The following is a 21,295-nucleotide window of genomic DNA, read 5'->3' as shown; positions in this document are numbered from 1 at the left end:
TTACCCGCTGGTAACGTTCCTCGGGAGCGAAAGGGAGGTGGCCGCGATGACGCAGACCGACCTCATCGACGACAAACCTCGGCTCGGACGCAAACGCGATCACACGCGCGATCCCGAGATCCTGGATGCTGCGCTCGACGTCCTCGCCGAGACCGGGTACGACGGCATGACGATCGAGATGGTGGCCGCCCGCGCCAAGGCCGGCAAGGCGACGCTCTACCGCCGGTGGGCGTCCAAGCCCGAACTGGTGCTGGAGGCCGTGGCCTGCATGAAGTCCGGGGGCGCCGACTTCACCTCGCCGCCCGACACCGGCACGCTGCGCGGCGACCTGGTCGCGATGATCAAGTCGCCGAGCATGAAAGACAGCCAGCGCAAGCTCAAGGTGATGGCCGGCATCGTGTCGATGATCGCGCGCTCGCCCGAGATGGCTTCCGCCGCCCGCGAGGCCCTCGTCGAGCCGCGCGCCGCCGCGAATCGCATCATCTTCCGCCGCGCGATCGCCCGCGGCGAGGTCGACGCCGACGCCGACCTCGAGACCCTCTGCATGATCGGCCCCGCCATGATGGCCTACCGGGTCCTCATGCTCGGCGAACCGGTTACGCGCGACTTCCTCGTCGCGACGATCGACGACGTCATCCTGCCCGCCGCCGGCGTGCGCGCAGAGAGCGCCACCGCCTGACCGCGCACCGGAGATCTGCCGAAGACAGGACGTCTCCCGCGCATCCGCCCGTCTGCGGCCTCGCGCCTGTTCTCGACGCGCCGCCGGCGCGTCAGATGCCGAGCAGGGTCTTCGCGACGGCGACCGCGGCAGGTCCGTCGAGCACGGGGTACCCGTCCCAGTTCCCGCCCGTGATGCTGATCTGACGATCCGGCATCGACACGATGGTGATGATGACGGATGCCTCGCCCTCCGGCACCTCGGTCGTGTAAGCGGTGCCGCCGGCGGCCTCGATCGCGGCATCCGGCACCTCGTCCAACCCCGCGGAGGCGAGATCGTCGGGGCTGAGCTGCTCGGACGTATCGGACGACACGATGACCTCGACGGCGCGCGGGGCCGCGGCATCCGTCTCTCCCCCGGTCTGCCATCCGCAGGACTGCCCCGACTCCACTGCTCCGCTGCCTTCGCGCAGGGTCAGACCGCCGATGTACGGCTCGACCGCGGCCTGGATGGGGGCGCAGGCGCTGGCCGCCTCTTCGGGCGATCCCGGCTCGGGGGCGGGCTGCGGCGCCGTGGTGGCGCCTGCTTCGGGTGAGGCCGACGCTCCGGCCTGCGGCGCGGCCGACGTCGGCACGCGCGTCGCCGTCGCGGACACCCCCGCCGACGGGGACCTCGTCGGCGAGGCGTCGGGTGCCGCCGTGCATCCGGCGAGTGCGAGAACACCCGCGATGATCAGCACCAGAGTCGCACGCGTCGTCGCCATGGTCCCAGGCTAACCGGCCGCGACCCACCCCTTCTCGCCGCGCGGCTCCGTTGTGTCGCGGCGCGTCTCCTACCACACTGTGGACCGGGGAGGGCCGTCTTGGACGTTTATGATCGGAGCGGACCGCAGAGATGGCGGGGAGGACCGACGGAGGCCGGGCATGAGCGAATCGCGACGACAGCGACGGGGTCCCTCGCTTCGGGCCCGGCGACGTCGGCGCCTGTTCGCCGTCCTCGCTTCGGCGGCGGCGATGGTCCTGCTGGTCGTCGGCGCCTTCGTCTGGGTGCCGACGCTGATGCAGAGCCCGACGCCGGCCGCGGCATCCGCTCCGGCATCGCCCGTCGCGACGCCGACGCCCGACCCGGAGTTCACGCCGCGCAGTGACGCCGAGCTTCTGCTCGCGCGCGTGGACGACCCGAACGTCTGCGCCGTGTCGTTCGCCGGCGACGGCATCTCCGACACCCCGGTGCTCGAGACGCAGGGGACGCTGTACGCGCATCTTCCTTCGCCCGCTCGCGAGGGGGCGGTATTCGCGGGCTGGTACACGACGCCGGCGGATGCCGCGGCCTTCACCATCACGCAGCGCGTCAACGGTTCGCGCGCCGTCGCGTGCACCGATCGTCAGATCACCCTCACGGGTGCGTGGAAGTCGCCCGAAGAGAACGTCGCCGAGAAGGCGAAGGTCCCGATCCTGATGTACCACCAGTTCACGACCAAGCCCGAGGGCGAGAGCGGCTGGCTGCGGGGCAACTACGCCTTTATCGGCGATTTCGACGCGCAGATGAACCACATCGCGACCGGAGGCTTCTACCTGCCGACGTGGCGCGAGCTCGGCGATTTCATCGACGGCAAGCTCTACCTGCCCAATCACTCGGTGATCATCACCGATGACGATGCCGACCAGACGTGGTTCGATCTCGCGGCGCCGGTCGTCGACAAGTACAAGCTGCTTACGACATCGTTCATGATCACCGCCTACCGGCAGGACCCGGCGCCCAACATCTACGTGCTGCAGCGCTCGCACACCCACGACATGCACAAGGCGGGCGCGAACGGCAAGGGCGAGATGGTGAATCTGCCCGCCGATCAGATCGCCGCTGACCTCGAGACCTCGGCGTCCGTCCTCGGCGTCAAAGAGGTCATCGCCTATCCGTTCGGGCACTTCAACGACACGTCGAAGAAGGGCGTCGCCCAGGCCGGCTTCGAGATGGCCCGCACGATCGAGCCGGGCTACGTCTCGATCGGCACCGACAAGCTCGCACTGCCGGTGCAGCGCATCAACTACGGCATGGGCGTCGACGCGCTGATCGGCATGATCGGTTAGCGGCGGTGCACGCAACAGCCGGAAAACCGTGTCGGCGGACAACTTTCGGTGAACAAGATGAAACGAACTGTTAACGTGCACCGTTTGCAGCCACGGAATCTCCCGCTACAGTAGGTAGCAGCGAAGGATCCCGTTCTACGGAGATCTTGCTGGGGCAATGTTCCGATATGGGGTCGGAACAGGATCAATATCCTTCGCGTGTCACGGGCTCAGCCCGACTGGGGAATAAGAACAATGGGTTTCTGGGGAACCGATTTTTCGTGCGCTCATTTTGATGGTGCACGATGACTGCCGTCGACGATTCGTTGCGCAGCACGTCTATCGCGCTGCCGGGCATCTTCTCGCCGGTCGCCGCACCGCGGTCCGACGTGGCCGTACCGCGCACCGTGGTCACGCCGCGCTCGACGCCGACGCTCGAGCGTCGCCGCCGGTGGGAGAAGATGTACCGCACGCGTCTGGCGATCACGGACGTCGTGATCGTGTTCGCGGTCACCGCGCTCACCACCGTCGGTCAGCTTCAATTGCTGGCTCCTGATCTGCTGGCGGCGGACCCCGCGATCCTCGCGCGTGTCCCCCTCGTGTCCGCCCTGACGTGGCTGATCGTGCTCGGGCTGTTCCACACGCGGAGCGCCGACATCATCGGATCGGGCAGCACCGAGTACAAGCGCGTCGCGCACGCCACCGGCCTCGCCTTCGGCATCTTGGCGATCGCCTTCGTCCTGTTCCAGTGGCAGGGCATCCGTGTGCAGCTCCTGTTCGCTCTGCCCGTCGGACTGGTCGCCCTGCTCGCGGGTCGCTGGGCGTGGCGCAAGTGGCTGCTCGGCCAGCGCCGCTTCGGCAACTACATCTCGCGGGCACTCGTCGTCGGGCATCGTGAAGACGTCGAGTACGTGATCGACACGCTCCAGCGCAACCACCTCGCCGGGTACATGGTCGTCGGCGCCACACTCGAAGACGACGACAACGATGCGGCCGCCGTGACGGTCGGTGGCATCACGTACGACAACGTGGGCACGGCCAACACGGTCGCCAAGGTGGCGAACGTGCTCAGCGCCGACACGATCATCGTGGCCAGCAAGCCGGACAACGATCCCGACTACATCAAGCAGCTCAGCTGGCAGCTCGAGGGCACCGCTGCCGAGATGGTCCTCTCCAGTCGGCTGGCGGATGTCGCGGGGCCGCGCATCTCGCTGCGCCAGGTGGAGGGCCTCCCCCTGATCCGCGTCGCGATCCCGACCTTCGCGGGCGGTCAGCACGTGCTCAAGCGCGCCCTCGACATCCTCGTCGCCGGATTCGCGATCCTGATGCTCTCGCCGCTGCTGCCCGTGCTCGCGATCCTGATCAAGACGGACTCGCGCGGTCCGGTGTTCTTCCGTCAGGAGCGCATCGGGCGAGACGGCACCATCTTCCGCATGGTGAAGTTCCGCTCGATGGGAACGGACGCCGAAGCGCGGCTCGCAGACCTTCAGGCCGAGAACCAAGGTTCCGGTCTGCTGTTCAAGATGAAGTCCGACCCGCGGGTCACCCGTGTCGGCCGCGTCCTGCGCAAGTACTCGCTCGACGAGCTCCCCCAGTTCTGGAACGTGCTCGTCGGCGACATGAGCGTCGTCGGTCCGCGACCGCCGCTTCCGAAAGAGGTCAGCGAGTACGACGGCACGGTCTTCCGCCGCCTGTACATCAAGCCGGGCATCACGGGCCTCTGGCAGGTCAGTGGTCGCAGCGACCTGTCGTGGGATGAGAGCGTGGGGCTCGACCTCCGCTACGTTGAGAACTGGTCGGTGATGAACGACCTCATGATCATGTGGCGCACCGCCAAGGTCATGATTCAACCGAGTGGGGCTTACTGAAGATCGTGCACACGGACCGCCAGGATTCTGACGACCACCCCGCTTCGATCGCGCCGCTGACGATCGCCATGGTCGGCACCCGTGGCGTGCCGGCAGCGTACGGCGGATTCGAGACCGCCATCGAAGAAGTGGGAAAGCGGCTCGCCGAGCGGGGACATCGCGTGATCGTGTACACCCGCGGGTCCGAGTCGAAGGCGAAGACGTACCTCGGCATGGAGGTCGTGCATCTTCCCGCCGTGCCTCAGAAGCAGGTCGAAACGCTCAGCCACACCGGGTTCTCCGTCGTGCACGCGATGGCGGGTCGCAAACCCGACGTCGCGTTCGTCTTCAATGCGGCGAATTCTCCCTTCCTTCCGCTGCTGCGCGCCCGGCGCATCCCCGTCGCTCTCCACATGGACGGTCTGGAGTGGCGGCGTTCCAAGTGGGGCGCCAGAGGCAAGGCCTACTACCGATGGGCCGAGGAGTTCGGCGTGCGAAAGGCGGACGCTCTGATCGCGGATGCCCCGGGTATCGCCGATTACTACAGTCACCAGTTCAACGTCCCCACCGAGATGATCCGCTACGGTGCTCCGATCCTCGAGTCAGCGCCCGAAGAGGGTGTGCGCGAGCTGGGTCTGGAACCGAACGGGTTCCACCTCGTCGTGGCGCGTTTCGAGCCGGAGAATCACGTTCTCGAGATCGTCGAGGGCTACCGGCACAGCGATGCGCACATGCCGCTCGTCGTGGTGGGCTCCGCTCCGTACAGCGCCGACTACACGCAGGCGATCCGCGCGGCGGCCGCCGACGATCCACGGATCCGTTTCCTCGGGGGTGTGTACGACCAGGACCTCCTCGACGCCCTGTATTTCCACGCCTTCACCTACGTCCACGGGCACTCCGTCGGCGGAACGAACCCGTCGCTCCTGCGGGCCATGGGCGCCGGCACGGCCGTGATCGCATACGACGTCGCCTTCAACCGCGAGACGCTCGACGATCAGGCCTGGTTCTTCGACTCGACCCGCGACGTCACGGGGCACTTCGCCGCCGTCGAGGCCGATCGCGAGCGTGCTGCCGAACTGGGCGCGAGCGCCCGCTCCCGCGCGCGGGATGTCTTCCGGTGGGACACCGTGGCCGACGCCTACGAGGACCTGGCCGCACGGCTGGCCGATCGTCGCTCGATTCATGCAACAGGCCGGAGAGCGCGCCGCGCAGACGGTGAGTGGGATGGCCGCAGCGCGGCGCCCTCCGCCCACACGTGAGCGCGACCACCCGCGAGGTCGTCGTAGTGTCGCCTCCTCGAAGGACGCCCTCATCGGCTTCCGGCCGAACGGGCGAGGGCACTCGGTCAGACGAGCGTTGAGGTACCGACCACGTCCTCGCTGGCGGCGCGACGTCGTTGATCGCGTCGGACGTAGATCCAGTTCGCGAACAGCTGGAAGAGCAGCACGCCGATGATCGACCCGATCACGGGACCCACAGCTCCCCACTGGATCGCCAACAGCACAGAGAGACCCACGTTAACCGGGAGCATCGCCAGAGCCATATATGCCTGGAACCGCAGTCCTCGCGCGTCGGTCATATACATCCCCAGCGGGCTCTTGGCGGCCTGGGCCACCATCAGCACCGCGAATGCGATCACCAGTGCGATCGGGAGCTGAATGACCCCACCTGAGGCGAGCTGCGCCAGGAGCGGTGATGCGAACGACATCGCGGTCACAGCGACGAGTGCGAACGAAGCGAAGATGAGCGACAGCTTGACGGGCGACACCTCGGAGATCCCCGTCTTTCGTGCTCGCGCGAAGACGGGCCACAGAGCCATGCTGGCGGCGACGGATACCGAGAAGATCGGATTGAACATCTGCGAGGCGAGCGAGTACGTGGACAATTCCGTCACGCCTGACGTGTGGCTCAGGATCAGGCGGTTGGACTGCATGGCGAGAGGCAGCGCAACCATCTGAATGAGCATCGGCCATGCTGTGTCAAACACCCGACCACCACGAACGCTGAACACACGCCAGGCGTCCCGGAAAGCCTCTCCCAGGATCGGGCGAATGCGGCGGTTGGCGAGGAACAGCATGATCGCGCCCGTCACGGTGAGCCCGGCGTAGGAGATGACCGCGACGAAAGGACCGATATCGACTCCGATGGCGATGGCGCCGAGAAGCGTCAGCAGCACCATGGGAGTCTGCAGGCCGCCGACAAGGATCGCGACGAAGTTCAGGTGCAGGCCGATCAGGATACGTTGACCGAACCCGATGAGCATGGCGAGTGCAAGCGCCATGATGCAGAGGCCGGCCGCCAGCTCACCTGTCTGCCCGTCGAGCCCCTCGCCGAGAAGGGTCGACCAAGATCCTGTCAGGGTGAGGATCGCGGCGATGACGGCCAGCGTCGTGGCCGACCCCGCCAGGATCCTCATCGAAGTGATCAACGTGCCGCGGAGGTTGGCATCGGTGCGAGGGTCTTTGGCCTCAGCAACCGCATTCATGATCGCCGCTGAGATCCCGAGGTCCGCAAAGGGGATCAGCGAGACGATCCCGACGAGGAGCATGTACTGGGCGTAAGAAGCCTCGCCGTAGTTGTCGATGATGAGGCGGGTGACCACGATTCCGAGAATCGCGCTGATAGGCAGCACCATCATGCGAGCCGCCGCACTGCCGCCGACGGACTTCAGTAGGCCGCGGCGTGTCGAAGCTGCCGTCGGGTGTACTTGCTCTTCCAAAGCCAATGGAATCCCCATTCCCCCCACACCAATTTCTCATGAATCGACGGCCACACGAAATCAGCGTGACGATTCACACCTAGCTCGAAGCGGCAAGCGTGGGAGCGGCCGGCCGGGCACATGGCCGCATCAGCCGCACTGGTAATATTTCGGAGTGAACACATCGGCCCGAACGTCCTCAAGGCCGCTGGCCATCGCTCACATCGGGGCATTCTCGATGCCCAATTGGGGAGACAAGCTCTACCCTGGTGCGCTCGCGTCGCTCTTGGACATCCTCGGTGTCCCCGCTCAGCTCTCGCACTACTGCCCCGTGCCGGGAAGCACTTCCGCGGGCGAGGCGATCCTGCCGCTGGACAAGGTCCGCGATAGCGATGCGGATGTCGCGCTCGTGGGCGGGGGAGATCTGCTGCGTTTCGACAATCGGACGGTCGCGATGGACCACCTTTCAGTACCGAGTGCGGACCGCGGCAAGAGGATCAATCGCCTTCGCGCGCGCTGGTTCGGTGCACGCCACTTCCTCAACGGACCCGGAGCATGGGCGCCCGCCGAGCCGTGGATTAGCACAGGCCCGTCAGTCCTCATCTCCGCGGGCGTCCACACCGTCCCCGCGGACTCTGCGGCCCAGAAAGCTGTCGCGAACTACCGTGCCGCGTGGGTCCGGACCCACAACGGCGCAGACCGCTTGGCGGGTGCGGGAGTCGCCCGCGATCGGATCGTCGTTGCGCCCGACATGATCTTCGCGATGCCCGACTTCGAAATCGCAGACCGCGTCCGCGATCGAGGAGAGGCGATCTTCCATCAGCATGCGGGACTCTCTGATGCGCCACTCGTCTTCCACGCGGCTCAGTTCCACGGCTGGCCGCTCGATCGCGTGAAGAAGGTGTTGAGCGGGCTGAAGGGCATACCCATGGTGACATTGTCGTTGGGTTCATATGCAGGAGAGGACCGGCTGCTGAGCGCTGCCGCCGCCGAGTTCGCCATCCCGACACTCCACGACCTGCCCGCGGATGACATCACCGCGGTCCTTGCCGGAGCCGGTGCGGTGTTCACGACGAGCATGCACGCGGCGATCGTCGCCGCATCGTTCGGGACGCCGGTCCTCGTCCCCGGTGTGGGCAAGACACGAGATGCCTTCGCGGTCCTGCCTGAACCGCCGACTCTCCGCGAAGTCGAGGATGACACCCTCCGCGCGGCCGTCGAGGAGCTGCTCGGGCGCCGGCTACCTCACTCGCGGAACGCGAATCGCGACGCAGTCATCGCGGCTTTCGAGGCGACCCTTCACGCGGCCGACGTCATCTGAAACCCGTCGTGCCGGGAGCGTTCACCGAGTGACAGGGCGTGGAATCGTCCGGTGGAACCGCAGCCCATTCCCCTCGGCCACGTCCTTCGGGAGGTGCGGCACACCGCGAAGGTACTCCTGGCCCTCCTTCTGCGCTGCGTCCCACGAGTATGTGCTCGCGACCGCTCGGCTCGCGTGTATGACTGCCAACGAGTCGATCACTCCCATTCGCATCTTGAAATCGGTCATCACCTGCGCCCACTCGAAGTCGAGGCCCCAGCCGTACCGGAGGTCGGTGGGAAAGGGAAGGAGCTTACGCATCGCGTCGGCGCGGATCAGCGTGACTGGGCCGATCTCGACGAATTGTGTATCTCGGGCAATGGTGAGGAACCGGCGCTTCGTCAGCGGCCAGTTCGCGTTGCTCAGTCGTGTCTGAGCAGGCTGCGCGAGCGACAGGTCGAGGCGCTCGCACAGTTCGATGGCCTGATCCAGAAAGTGCCGCGGCACGATGACGTCGTCATCGATGATCAGAAGCCAGTCGACGTCGGCCAGCGATTCCGTCAGGACGTTCAGATTCTGAAACTTGCCTGCTGTCAGATGCGCATGCGACGTCTCGTCTCGCAGTTCCGTGGCGATGTCCCCCATGGCGCCGAGCCGAAAAACCACGTCGTGCCGGGATGACGACAGCTCCTCGACAAGCGCGGCGATCGGCTGCGCCTCCCGATAGATTCCGACGACACCGACGGTCCGCTTCGGGCCGCGAAGCGACATCATGCGCAGTGAACGCCCGAAGACCGTGTCGACCCTTTCGGCCACTCGGCGGCTCGCGCGCTTGACGCCGAAACCGCGTGTTTTGATTCGCACGCGCATTCTCCTCGCAGACGTGACGCTCGCTGTCGTCACGCGATCAATGATTTAGAGCTCTCCGGGAGCCACGGACTGACGGTCCAACTCCTGGATGATCTCACGAGCACGACTCGGTGTTGCACTCGCACGTCGAGGAGCGTAGACAACGAGAGAGTGGAACAAGAACCGAACGAAGAAGGCCACAGCCAAGGTGATGGCTGTCGCGATGACACTCGAGACGTGACCACTGCTGACCATGAGAGCCATGATGGGGATGCGCACAAGCGCTTCAGCGTTGTTGAACGAGAAGGACTTCGCGAATCTGGAGCCCACGCCCGACGCCTGGCCGCGCATGTCATCGAAGACGAAACGCTCGATCAGCAGGAAATTGGCGATGATCGTGAGCTCGGCCGCGATGATGGCGGCGACGATGTAGTTCACCCCGACGGCGGTCAATGCCCACACGATCGCGATATTGGCAAGCGCGCCCACTCCGCCGATGATGGCGAAACCCGACATCTTGCCGAAGCGAAGCGATGCGAGCTGGACGAGGAAGTGCAGTCCTTGTCGGAACGATGCCTTCGACTCGCCACCGTGACGGTCGGCGAACTGGAACGGGATCTCCGCCACGCGCAGCGTCTTGCGCGCCAAAATTTCGAGCAGAATCTTGAAGCCTCGCGGTTGAAGCTGCTCGATGTCGAGACCGCGACGATCAACGAGGAAGAACCCCGTCATAGGGTCGGAAACATCCTTGAGCCTGATCGGGAACATCGCGCGCGTCACGAGAGTGGATGCCCGCGACACGAGGACTCGTGATCGGTCCGCAAGACCCCCCGCTGTCCCGTCCCCCATGTACCGCGATGCCACGACGACATCGACGTCTTGGCGTCGCGCACGAGCGAGCATCTCGGGAATCTTCTCCGGAGGATGCTGCAGGTCACCGTCCATGACGAGGCAGTGATCCGCCTCCGCCGCAGCGATACCCTCCAGGACCGCTCCGCCCAGTCCGCCGGCCGGCTCGTCCCTGTGTATGAGCCTGACCGGCAAGGATGCGGCTGACGCGACCTGCCGGATGACCTCTGGCGTGTGGTCTTTGCTGTCGTCGACGAAAATCATCTCCGCGTCGAGTCCCGCCGTGGCGAGCGTCACTCTGCGAACCAGTTCGGCGATGTTCGGTGCCTCATTGAAAGTGGGCACAACGATCGTGATATCCAAGGTGCCCCCCAAGACACTGTCGACGGGGAATGGCGAAGATCGAAATGACCTCACCTGACACATCGCGCAAACCCCAGTAGGCGCGAATCCCCACGACTTACGATAGCGGTTCCCGTGCTGCGCGACAACGCGACGTATGGCGAGCGCGTTACAAGACGCTGAGCATTCGCTGGATCACTCCGAGATCTTCAGTCAGGGAGTCTCGAGCACATACTTGATGCGCGCGGCGAGGACGCCGGCATCGGCGTACATTTCGTCGAATAGCCGGCGATGACTCTGCCCGCCGGTTCGATGATGGTCCGGGATGTCGAGCGGCGAGTCGGGCGCCGCCCTTCTACCCCCAAGTCGTGGACGCACAGTGGCTCCGGGGAGGTCCAGAGTCCCTCGTCGGGCGTTGATGGCGCTGGCGAATTCGCGCAACGAGGACCGGCGGGACGCGACGCGCACTCGTGCGAGCTCGTCCGCGCCCAACTCCCGCTCGGAAAGCAGGATCGCCTCGCGGACGGTGTAGGCGCGCACACGGGCACCCGGGCTGAGCAGGGCGATCGCGGATCGCTGCCTCTCGGTGGCTGTGAGAATGAGGTCGGCACGCACGACGTCCTCCTGCTCGAGTGCCGTGGATCCGTGTTCGACGCCCACCGAGATGCCGTGTCCTCGCAGGTTCCTCTCTGCGACCGAGCAGATCTCCGCCCCCGCAGTCACAGTGGTGCCACGACTCGCCACGACGAAGGTGTGCCTGTCGTCACCGGCCAGGAGGGAGTTCACGACGGCCGCGAGGTACGGCGAACGACAAACGTTCTGCTCGCACACGAGAAGGACACGATGAACCGCCACGGTTTCGGCCTCCCCAAAAGACTCTGTCCGACCCTACCAGCCGACATGAAGGGCACCGGCATCAGAACCGTTCGACACCAGCGACCGATACGATCCCGGCCGTCGACACGGAGCCACGCAGCGACTGCGTGGCAGGCGCTGCCATCGATTCCATCCCTGACCAGACAGAATGGGGGGGTGGCGCGATCTTCGGGCCGCACTCAACGCCGTACGCGAATCGAGAAGCCGTGACCTTACGCGATTACCTGGTCTCCCTGAAGAAGCACTGGGTGGTTGTCGTCGCGCTCGCACTGCTCGGAGCCATCGCGGGGTACGGCTACTCGCAATTGCAACCCGAGATCTTCCGCTCCGAATCGACCGTGATCGTGATCCCCGCCCGTGGCGACAACACGAACGAGTTGGTTCAGGGCTCGAACTACGTCGCCAACCTCGTGCAGACCTACGCTGTCGTCGCCACATCACCGACGGTGTTGAATCCCGTCATCGAGGATCTCGGGCTGAACACTTCTGCGTCATCCTTGGCCGGAACGATCACGGTCGAGTCCCCGCTCAACACGGTCGTGCTCAATATCGCCGTCGTGAGCCGCGACCCCGCACTCGCACGGGATGTGGCGGATGCTGTCGCGAGCGAATTGGCCTCCGCCGTCCAGGGGCTCTCGCCCCAAAACGCCGAGGAGCAGTCAGCGGTACGCATAGAGACGATCTCCCCTGCCAAGTTGTCGCAGTTCCCGGTTTCGCCCAACGTCCGCCTGCTCACCATCGCAGGTGCGATCGCGGGGCTGATCGCCGGAGTGGTTTTCGCTCTCTTGAGGCGACTCCTCGCTACTCGACTGACCAATGCCGGCGACATCACCGCTCTGACCGATACGCCGATCCTGGGTGACGTCTCGCAAACACCCGGGAGTAGGCCTCTTCCCGCCCTGATCCGCGCCGATCCCACGGGCTCGGCCGCAGAGTCGCTGCGAAGCATCGTCGCGAACCTGCGCTTCGCTGACGTCGACGGCAAGTCGAAGGTGCTTTTGATCACCTCCGGAACGTCGGGTGAGGGCAAGTCGTCCATCGGTGTGTCCATTGCCCAGATCATGGCCGAACAGGGGGCGAAAGTGCTCCTCGTCGATGCGGATCTGCGACGCGCATCAGTGGCCACGTATACGCAGCTCGAAGGCTCAGTCGGCCTCACCACTGTTCTCCTGGGTGACGTGAGCATCGCCGATGCCGTTCAGATTTGGGGCAACGACGGTCTGCACATCCTCACGAGCGGAGTGCTCCCGCCGAACCCGGGACAACTGCTCACCTCTGACCACTTGGTCGAGTTCATCGAGACAGTGCGTGCGTCGTACGACTACGTCATCTTCGACAGCGCTCCCGTACTCGCCGTCAGCGATCCTCTCCTCCTTGCTCCGGTCGTGGATGGCATCGTCCTGGTGGCGCGATCACGTGTGACCAAACGGGACATGATCCTCCGCACGATCACGGCGTTCGAAACCACTCGGGTCCCCATCCTCGGAATTGTCCTGAACGGTGTCAAGCGTGTCAAGAACACCAGTCCCTACTATCGGGCAGAGGAGAAGAAGCGCCCCTTCGGCCTGCCCCCTGCAACGTCATCGACGTGACGGTCGAGCGTGCGATGGAAGGCTCGACGCGACGCTCCACCTGGTTGACGTCCGCGATACTGTTCGTCACGGCAACCGCTCTCGCGGCTGTCATGTCGCCGAGCGTGTCGATCTGGACAGATGAAGCCGTCACGATATCGGCCGCAACCCGATCTCTCAGTGAACTCTGGGATTTGATCCAACGCATCGACGCGGTGCACGCCCTGTACTACGCAGTGATGAGCGTGTGGGTCGACCTCTTCGGCGCCTCCCCTTTCTCGCTGCGGCTTCCGAGCGCCTTGGCGGGCGGCGGAGTTGCAGTGGGGGTGTACCTACTCGCGCGCGTGATGACGACACCGCGGACTGCCCTCGTTGCGGCGATTGTCAGCATGACCCTTCCGCGTCTGACCTGGGGAGGTATCGAGGCAAGGCCGTTCATCTTCTCGGCGCTCGCTGCGATATGGGCGACCTACTTCCTCGCCGTGGCGCTCGCGCGACGGCGAGTGGCCCCATGGGTGGCTTACACCGCCACGGCAGTCGTGGGGATCGGCCTGAACGTGTACCTGGTCACGCTCGTCGCAGCCCACGCCGTCACCGTGGTGCTGCTCGCCCGACGCGACAGGTTTGCCATCGTCGGCTACATCGCCGCGGCAGCCGCCGCCGGAGTCCTCAGTATCCCGCTGCTCCTGCTCGTCAGGTCTCAGCAGGGGCAATTGGGCGGGAACGGGGACCGCAGCTTGCCGAGTATCGTGCGTAAGATCCTCGTGAATCAATTCTTCCTCGGGGAGACCCCCGACCCGGATGCCTCGGCAATGTGGTTCACGGTCGCGTGGCAAGGCGCGGCGCTGCTTGCCGCGGCCGTCGGAATCGCAGCGATGCTCATCGCGATGGTCAGGCCGGCGGCACCGGGCGATGACAAACGCCGTGTCCTCGCTACCGCCATTCCCTGGATCATCCTGCCGACCGCCGCGATCGGCGCCTACGCCGTCGCCGTGTCACCCATCTACCAGCCGCGGTACTTCACTTTCACGGCGCCGGCGGCGGCTCTCCTCATCGCCATGGGCCTACGGGCTGCCGGACGTCGCTGGTACACAGTGGTCGGGGTGGTCCTCTACGCGATGAGCATCGCTGTGATCTTCGTCTCGCAGCGGACCCCCTTCGCCAAGTCAGGGAGCGACTGGTCTGCTGTCGCAGGCATCATCGCGCAGAACAGGATCGAAGGCGACGGTGTGTACTTCGCTCCTCGGTACCCCGATCAGCGCGACGTCGTCGAGATGACGACGCGGCGAATAGCGGCCTCTTACCCGGGGTTTTTCGGCGGATTGACCGACCTCACGCTGGAGCGTACGGGTGCTGAGACCGCCACATTGGACGGGTTCTCCCGCCCGATAGACAGCGCTGCCACGCCGCTGTCCGCCCAGACGCGTGTGTGGGCGATCTTCAACCAGAAATCCCTTCCCGCAGTGCGGGCGGAGAGCAGCGAACTGTTCGCGAAGCTGGGATTCGAGGCAGAGGTCGTCTGGAACGGTCCATCCACTCTCGTCATCGAATACACCAGATCAGACTGAATACGCATGAGTCCGCGGTGTTACCGCGACGTGAGATTCATCTCATCTGGCTCGGGAAACTATTTACCCTTAGGTAGGTTGGCTTTCACCACCGACGCTCAACCCGATGAGCCTCTCATTCCCCGCCGACCCGATGTTTCGTCGCGCCTGCGCACTGACGTGCGCCGTGTTCGCTTGGACCTCGCCGACTCCCGGAGACGACTCCACGTGACCATCTGTTCCCCTCGCGAGCGCGCTCTCAGACGGCGCTTCGGGACCTTTGGCCCTGGTCGGGCCGTCTCCGAGGCCGGAATGTTGGGCCACAACCCCGTCAAGGGCTTTCTGCTCGCACACGATTCGAAGGATCTCCGATGACTTCCGCTCATACTCCGCTCGCCCGGTCTCATGGAGACATCCCCGCGATACCGACCGCTGATCCCGTCGGTAGACGACGGCGCTCGCGAGTGACTTCGGTTCCGCCTTCACGACGGAGGTGGCGAGCCGTCGGTGCAGGAGTGGCCGCTCTCGCCGTCGTCGCCTCTGCGCTCGTCGGGCAAGCCGCGTTCGGCGCCTCGTCCGTCGTGGTCAACGATGCTTTCGACCGGACGATGACGACGGGATGGGGCACGGCAACGGTCGGCGGAGAGTATCGGGGGACATACCAGCCGGGAGCGATGACCGTCGCTGGCGGGGTAGCGAAGTTCACCTTGAAGCCCAATGAGAGCGGATCCGTCCTCCTCGGCGACGCGACCGCGGCCGATGTCCGCTCGGACGTCACCCTCCGCCTCGATGCGCTCGCCGGCAGCGCCTATTACGCCACGATCCTTCGGTACCAGGCCGATGGCTCGCACTATCGCGCCCGTGTCGAGCTGAACTCAGCCGGAGTACCGTTTCTTGCCGTCTCGCGCCTGAACGGCAAGACAGAGACGTCGATCGGAGTCGTGAAGCTCGCCTCGAGCATCAAGAACGCGGGTTGGCAGACCCTGTCCTTCTCCATCACCGGGCAGTCGCCCGTCGTCATCCGCGCCAGCCTCACGCCCGCCGGTGCCGTTGCCGCGACGCCGCAGCTGAGTGTCACTGACGCGGGGGCCGGGCGCATCTCCTCGGGAGGGCGAGTCGGATGGTGGGGCTTTGCCTCAGGCGGCTCGGGTGATACGACGCTGTCCCTCGACAACCTGACCGTCACGAACGGTGCCGCCGCGCTGTCGACCTCGACGCCGGTCGCAACCCCCACCCAGACTCCGACCCCGACGCCGACTCCGACCCCGACCCCGACCCCGACCCCGACTGACCCTGCACCGATCGCGACCACACCCGTCGCCACGGCGACGGGGCGGGGCTCGCTTGCGGTGGGAAGCGCTGCCTACGCCGTCCCTTCAGGGGCGTTGTTCGTGAAGAACACCTCGACGCAAGCCACCCAGAACGGAGCCATCGGTACGCCGTTCAAGAGTGTGCAGAAGGCCGTCGACGCCGCTGCCGCCGGATCGACCATTGTCATCCGGGGCGGTACTTACAACGAGTCGGTGTCGATCCCCGCGGGCAAGAACCTCACGGTTCAGGCGTACCCCAACGAGGCGGTCTGGTTCGACGGGTCGGTGCCGGTGACCAACTGGGCCGCATCCGGCAAGGTGTGGGTGGCTGCGAACTGGACCCCACAGTTCGCCAGCGACATGAGTGGCATGGCTTCGCGGTTCGTGAGTCCCTCATACCCGATGGCCGGACACCCCGATCAGCTCTTCATCGACGGCGTCGCGCAGCGACAGGTGGCATCAGCGTCGCAAGTGACGGCAGGTACGTTCGCCGTTGACTACACGAACAAGCGCCTCATCTTGGGTACCAATCCGTCGGGAAAGAGCGTGCGGGCGAGCAATTTGAATCAGGCGTTCAACGTCATGGCTAAGTCCACCACCCTGCAGGGGTTCGGCGTTCGGCGGTACGCCACGACGCACGGATCGAGCGGAGCCGTGCGCATGCAGAACACGAACGCGACCGTACGCAATCTCGTCATCGTCGACAATGCGATGATCGGTTTGTCTGTGGGGAACAACGACACCCTCGTCGATCGGGTCACCTCTCAGCGGAACGGGATGATGGGGTTCGGTGCAAATGCGGCGTATCGCCTCATCCTTCGCAATTCCGTGATCACCGGCAACAACGTCGAGAAGTTCAAGGACGCGCCGGTCGCCGGCGGAGTGAAGATCACGCGGTCACGCGACGTGGTCATCGACAACGTCGACACCAGCAGCAACACCGGCTCCGGCATCTGGTTCGACGAATCCTGCTACAACGTGAAGGTCACGCGGTCCACGTCCAACTACAACACCACTACCGGGATCCAGCTCGAGATCTCCGCCAAGGCGATTCTGGCGGGTAACCAGACGATCGGTGGAGGCACTGGCGTCATTGTGATGAACACGTCCGACGTGCAGATCTTGAACAGCGACTTCGGGGGCGGGGTCTACAACGGCATCAGCCTGAAGCAGGATGCGCGTCGCCCAGCGACCGCCTCGACCGGCTGGGATCCCCGTGTCGGTAAGAACGACCCGGCGATGACATGGCTCGTCAAGAACATCACGGTCTCCAACAACGTGTTCGGGTCGCCTGGACGCATCTCCGTCAATGCCCTGGATGGCTCGACGAATCGCGCCGTGGACACCTGGAACGTCGTGATCAAGGGCAATCTCTTCAACAACAAGGCGGCCGGTGGACCCACAATGGTCGCGTGGGGCAAGGGTGACAATAAGTCGCTCGAGGTCTACAACACTCCCGCTGCACTCGCTGCCGCGAAGGGGTCCACCTGGACGAACGCGATGACGAGTTCAGCGAAGAGTGTCGCTCAGATGGCCGCCGACGCCCAGGCCAACGCTGCTATCGCCGTCCCTCTCTCTGCCGAGGTTGCGAGCCTGCTGGGCTGGGCAACGGGAACCAAAAAACTCGGCTCGGGGCAATAGCGTTGGTCTGAGAACGGGGGACGGGTCTGGAGCCCGTCCCCCGTTCTCGTGTCCGCGAGGCCGTGGCCGGCGGGCAGAGTGCAAGGCGCGGGTCATCGTCTGACAAAATCAAGTGTGCAGACACCCCGCACGCTCAGTGTGCTCGACCGGCCGATCACTATCGAAGCCGCTGTCTCCGTGGTGCTCTGCGTCATTCTCGGCGCCCGCATCAACGCCGTTCCCTTCGCTCCCGTCGCCGGGCTGGTGGGGATTGCGCTTCTGCCCGCGCTCATTCCCACTATCCGACGCTTCCGCACCATCCCGACCCTCCTCATCCTGCTCGCTGTCTCGTTAGGCGCGGGAGTAGCTCTGACATCGTTCAGCTCCGCCACACATGACACGAGCATGTCTCTCGCAATCTCTCACTCAGCAATGGTCGTCGCTCTGATTGGCGGGATCGCTGTTCTGCTCTTCGCCCGTGCACACATCGGCACTCCATGGACCGCGATCTCGTACGGAGCTGGCATGGTGGGGGGCATCTTCTTGGAGCCGGTCTCGGGCTCGAACGCTTGGCGGTTCACTTACTCGCTCCCGATCGCCGTGCTGGTACTTGCGATCCTGTCGATGCGTCCGCGTCTCGCCCCCCAACTGCTCGCGCTCGTAGGCCTGGGAGTGATCGGACTTGTCAACGACTCGCGTTCGAACTCAGCGATGCTCTTCCTCGCGGCGGCCATCCTGCTGTGGCAGCGATTTTCCCGGGCTGTGTCCAAGGGTCGGCGTCGCGCCGGTAACATCATCGGCTTGATTCTTGTTGCCGCCGGCTTCTTCCAACTCGCACAGTTCAGCCTCCTCGAGGGGTACTTCGGGGAGGTCTCGCAGGACAAGACCGCCGCGCAGATAGCGACGAGCGGAAGTCTGCTACTCGGGGGTCGGCCAGAAGCATCCGCCTCGTTCGCCATCATTCGCGAATACCCGCTCGGTCTCGGCTCAGGCACGCTTCCGACGGGCGGCGATGTGACTGCAGCCAAGACCGCGATGCAGCAGATCGGGTACGACCCCAACAACGGCTACGTGGAGCGATTCATGTTCGGCAGCGGAATCGAGGTGCACTCGATGCTCGGCGACTTCTGGATCTGGTTCGGGTTGGCGGGCCTCGCCGCCTGCGTAGTCATGGTCACCACCGTGGTCTGGGGCCTGGAACACCGGTTGCGCTCCGCCGGCCTCACGGCGTTGCTCGCCTACCTTTCCGTGCGATTCTTCTGGGACCTTCTATTCAGCCCTGCCTCGAGCTCCATGAAGTTCGTCACACTGACGATCGCTCTGGCAGCCATTGCGATCACCGAAACTACCCCCGCCGGGCTGCGGGCGAGGGATCAGTTACAGCAAGGCGCGGATGCCACGGTGGGCGTCCATTCCTACCCGTCGATGCGTCGCTGAAAGCTCAGCCGGGCCGTCCAGGCGTAACCGAGACTGTGTCCCGGGTACGTTGACCTGAGAAGCGCAGCTTCTGGGCCGGCCGTTCGATAAGGAACCAGCTTGCGACGGCGAGCGGAATGACCGCCGCGACCGACATCAAGAAGAATCCCGCGACGCCCGCGCCGGCAAGACCCAAACCAATGAGCATCTGCTGGGCGGGATATCCGTAGATGTATGTGCCGTACGAGATGTCGTTGCGCAATCGGAGCGCCGGCACTTTGATGAGCGCACCCCCCACGATGCAGAGATACGCGAGCGGAAGCGCTGCAACCAGCCGGTAGTCAGGCAGCCAGCCACTCAGCACGACGAGACAGGCGCTCAACAAGACGAGCCATGGAGACGCGGGGAGCTTCGTGCGGAATACGTAAAGTACAGCCCCGGCCAGGAACATGGTCCCGAATCGCGCAGCGTGGTGGAGAAGGTACAGCTCAGGGAAGAGGGGCTTCACGACGACGAGGGTAAGGAGAGAGATGACGAAGAGAGACGCAACCACCGCTCGGCGGTTGAGGAGACCGATGAGCCCGAGTGCGAGGACGGCGATGTAGCAGATGAACTCCCACGCCAGCGTCCACAGCGAACCATTCCATACACCGGACTCGGCCGGCGCAGCCCCCGTGGGGGTGCCGTCGATACCCTCCTGGAATATCCACAGGAACCAGTTGCGCCAGATATAGCCCAGCGAGTCGGCCCAGAACTGCGGCGACATGGGGTGTCCGGTGATGAGCGCGTGAAGCGGGGACAAGATCAGCGCTGTGACGCCCAGACAGACCCAGAACGCAGGGAGGATCCTGAGGCAGCGAGCACGCGCATAGGCACGCCAGTCCGGGCGGCGGATCCAACTGCTGACGATCAGGTAGCCCGAGATCGCAAAGAACCCGTCGACGAAGGCACTGCGCATGATCGTCTCGAGAGGGACGATCCCCGTGGATGTTCCCAGCATGGTGAAGGAATGGCGAAGAAGCACCCCCGCCGCGAGGAGGAGTCGCACGGCGTTCAGCGCATTGAGGCGCGGATCGAAGACATCCTCCAATGATTTGCGCATCATGGTCGTCCTCCCAGAGCCCGAACGGCAACACGGGGGGGCTGGTACAAGTAGCTCAGTGGCGTCGTCTTGCTGGCCGCGCGGTGAAGCATTACGGCCAAGGCGATCGCGACGGCTGCGACGACGGGAGGCACCGCCCAGGTGAAGGGCGAGGCGAGATCGATCAGCCCAGGAAAGGAGAAGAAGACGATCGAGATCGCAATGACGATGGGGGTGTGTGCGAGGTAGATCGGAAGCGTCTGCCGGCCGAGCCCGCGAAAGAGACGCGCTCCGCTGAATGCGCGGCTGATGGCGATCCCAGCCAGCACTCCCACAACGCAGTTCAGGAAATAGACGCCGGGCAGCGCGCGGAAACCCAGCTCGAACAGAGCAATCGACAGTGCAGCCCACGCGAGGAAGACCGCGGCGAGAAGCCACGGGGAGCGTCGAGAGAAGGCCACGATGACCGACCTCAAGTAGAGGCCGGCGATGAAGAAGAAGTAGAACTTGACGCTGCCCGTGAGCCCCGTCGTCGTCGTCAGCCAGATGGTGAGACCCCCCGCCGAGAGAAGTCCCGCGGCGATCAGCTGAACGGCGACGGGCACCGTGCGCGACAGTTTGGCAACGATGAAGAACAGAGCGAGCGCCCAGATGAACCACAGCTCGAAGGGGGGATCCGCCGGCGCCAGGAAGACGTCCCGGATTCCGGCCAAGATGTTCACCTGCTGACCAGCCGCCTGCAATCCGGTGAGCTGCACGGCCATCCCGATGATGGACCAGATGACGAGCACCCACATGAAGAGCAGCACTTTGGTACGAAGCAGTTCTCGCCACGGAGCGATCAGCCATTTGGCTGCGAAGAGACCCGACAACACGAAGAACAGGGGCATTCGCAACGAGGATGCCACCGTGTTGATGTCCACCCACATCGACAGGTCGAGGCCCGTGCCGGCCATCCAGTTGGTGGCGTGGAACAACGCCACCAAGGAGATCGCGATGCCGCGACCAGCGTCAACCCACTCGAAGCGGTTGGTCTGCACCATCACTTCTCTCCGTCGCGGATCTGCACGGGCACCCGGAGGGTCCGGCACGCCAGGCACCCTTCGAATGACGTTGTCCTCGGGCATCGTGTCACGGAATGGTGGGGTCGGTGATCGTGATCTCGGGGAAGGTGACCTTGACGGGGTACGCCGCAGCCGACGTCGGGACGGTTGACGAGACACCCACCGATCCTGCCGCCTGCAGAGCAGCCGTCGCATCGGTCC

General features: G+C 64.9%; 16 protein-coding genes. 9 read left to right on the top strand and 7 right to left on the bottom strand.

All coding sequences use genetic code 11. The features are described from left to right. Window positions 1-46 precede the first annotated feature (46 nt). Window positions 47-679 carry a TetR/AcrR family transcriptional regulator gene (locus tag ACFXOO_RS15135; RefSeq protein WP_378843815.1) on the top strand — a complete coding sequence of 211 codons (633 nt, stop codon included), beginning with the start codon at window positions 47-49 and terminating at the stop codon, window positions 677-679. 91 nt (window positions 680-770) lie between these two features. Here the strand turns inward: ACFXOO_RS15135 and ACFXOO_RS15130 are convergent, their stop codons facing one another. Beyond that, window positions 771-1,421, bottom strand: coding sequence for a hypothetical protein (locus ACFXOO_RS15130; RefSeq protein ID WP_378843817.1), 651 nt, complete (start codon window positions 1,419-1,421; stop codon window positions 771-773). Window positions 1,422-1,581: 160 nt separating this feature from the next. Between ACFXOO_RS15130 and ACFXOO_RS15125 the strand changes: the two genes are divergently transcribed. The 3 genes from ACFXOO_RS15125 (at window position 1,582) to ACFXOO_RS15115 (ending at window position 5,830) form a co-directional block, all read left to right on the top strand. Continuing rightward, window positions 1,582-2,745: a polysaccharide deacetylase family protein gene (locus tag ACFXOO_RS15125; RefSeq protein WP_394564000.1), complete on the top strand. Its 1,164-nt coding sequence runs from the start codon at window positions 1,582-1,584 to the stop codon at window positions 2,743-2,745. A gap of 284 nt (window positions 2,746-3,029) precedes the next feature. Next, complete coding sequence (locus ACFXOO_RS15120; protein WP_394563998.1) at window positions 3,030-4,592, top strand: sugar transferase; 1,563 nt, start codon at window positions 3,030-3,032, stop codon at window positions 4,590-4,592. Between the two features lie 68 nt (window positions 4,593-4,660). After that, complete coding sequence (locus ACFXOO_RS15115) at window positions 4,661-5,830, top strand: glycosyltransferase (protein ID WP_394564059.1); 1,170 nt, start codon at window positions 4,661-4,663, stop codon at window positions 5,828-5,830. An 86-nt stretch (window positions 5,831-5,916) separates the two neighbouring features. Here the strand turns inward: ACFXOO_RS15115 and ACFXOO_RS15110 are convergent, their stop codons facing one another. After that, complete coding sequence (locus ACFXOO_RS15110; protein ID WP_378843823.1) at window positions 5,917-7,209, bottom strand: lipopolysaccharide biosynthesis protein; 1,293 nt, start codon at window positions 7,207-7,209, stop codon at window positions 5,917-5,919. Window positions 7,210-7,444: 235 nt separating this feature from the next. Between ACFXOO_RS15110 and ACFXOO_RS15105 the strand changes: the two genes are divergently transcribed. After that, entirely contained in the window at window positions 7,445-8,590 is a 1,146-nt protein-coding gene (locus tag ACFXOO_RS15105) for a polysaccharide pyruvyl transferase family protein (RefSeq protein ID WP_394563997.1), read from the top strand. Window positions 8,591-8,611: 21 nt separating this feature from the next. On the opposite strand, the gene ACFXOO_RS15100 is transcribed toward ACFXOO_RS15105, so the two are convergent. The 3 genes from ACFXOO_RS15100 to ACFXOO_RS15090 form a co-directional block, all read right to left on the bottom strand. Then, window positions 8,612-9,433, bottom strand: a complete 822-nt coding sequence (locus ACFXOO_RS15100) for a hypothetical protein (protein ID WP_394563996.1) — start codon at window positions 9,431-9,433, stop codon at window positions 8,612-8,614. A 51-nt stretch (window positions 9,434-9,484) separates the two neighbouring features. Further along, the gene (locus tag ACFXOO_RS15095; protein WP_394563994.1) at window positions 9,485-10,630 is read right to left on the bottom strand and encodes a glycosyltransferase; all 1,146 of its coding nucleotides are present in this window, start codon (window positions 10,628-10,630) and stop codon (window positions 9,485-9,487) included. A gap of 192 nt (window positions 10,631-10,822) precedes the next feature. Beyond that, complete coding sequence (locus ACFXOO_RS15090; protein WP_394563993.1) at window positions 10,823-11,464, bottom strand: hypothetical protein; 642 nt, start codon at window positions 11,462-11,464, stop codon at window positions 10,823-10,825. A 227-nt stretch (window positions 11,465-11,691) separates the two neighbouring features. Here ACFXOO_RS15090 and ACFXOO_RS15085 point away from each other — a divergent pair, with 227 nt between their 5' ends. From ACFXOO_RS15085 to ACFXOO_RS15070, 4 genes are all read left to right on the top strand, one after another. Further along, the gene (locus ACFXOO_RS15085; protein ID WP_378843832.1) at window positions 11,692-13,077 is read left to right on the top strand and encodes a polysaccharide biosynthesis tyrosine autokinase; all 1,386 of its coding nucleotides are present in this window, start codon (window positions 11,692-11,694) and stop codon (window positions 13,075-13,077) included. A gap of 173 nt (window positions 13,078-13,250) precedes the next feature. Further along, a complete protein-coding gene (locus ACFXOO_RS15080) occupies window positions 13,251-14,624 on the top strand; it encodes a glycosyltransferase family 39 protein (protein ID WP_378843834.1) in 1,374 nt (457 codons plus the stop codon). A gap of 494 nt (window positions 14,625-15,118) precedes the next feature. Beyond that, complete coding sequence (locus tag ACFXOO_RS15075; protein ID WP_394563992.1) at window positions 15,119-17,554, top strand: right-handed parallel beta-helix repeat-containing protein; 2,436 nt, start codon at window positions 15,119-15,121, stop codon at window positions 17,552-17,554. 138 nt (window positions 17,555-17,692) lie between these two features. Further along, window positions 17,693-18,970 carry a hypothetical protein gene (locus ACFXOO_RS15070; RefSeq protein ID WP_394563991.1) on the top strand — a complete coding sequence of 426 codons (1,278 nt, stop codon included), beginning with the start codon at window positions 17,693-17,695 and terminating at the stop codon, window positions 18,968-18,970. Between the two features lie 4 nt (window positions 18,971-18,974). Here ACFXOO_RS15070 and ACFXOO_RS15065 read toward each other — a convergent pair whose 3' ends face one another. Continuing rightward, the gene (locus ACFXOO_RS15065; protein ID WP_378843840.1) at window positions 18,975-20,054 is read right to left on the bottom strand and encodes an acyltransferase family protein; all 1,080 of its coding nucleotides are present in this window, start codon (window positions 20,052-20,054) and stop codon (window positions 18,975-18,977) included. Beyond that, window positions 20,051-21,073 (bottom strand): acyltransferase family protein, encoded by a 1,023-nt coding sequence (locus ACFXOO_RS15060; RefSeq protein WP_394563990.1) that lies wholly within the window; start codon window positions 21,071-21,073, stop codon window positions 20,051-20,053. Before ACFXOO_RS15060 ends, ACFXOO_RS15065 begins: the two co-directional genes overlap by 4 nt. Window positions 21,074-21,295 lie beyond the last annotated feature (222 nt).

The organism is Microbacterium sp. P03 (assembly GCF_043556235.1).
GTDB lineage: Bacteria > Actinomycetota > Actinomycetes > Actinomycetales > Microbacteriaceae > Microbacterium.
This window is presented reverse-complemented; position numbering and strand designations above follow the sequence as displayed.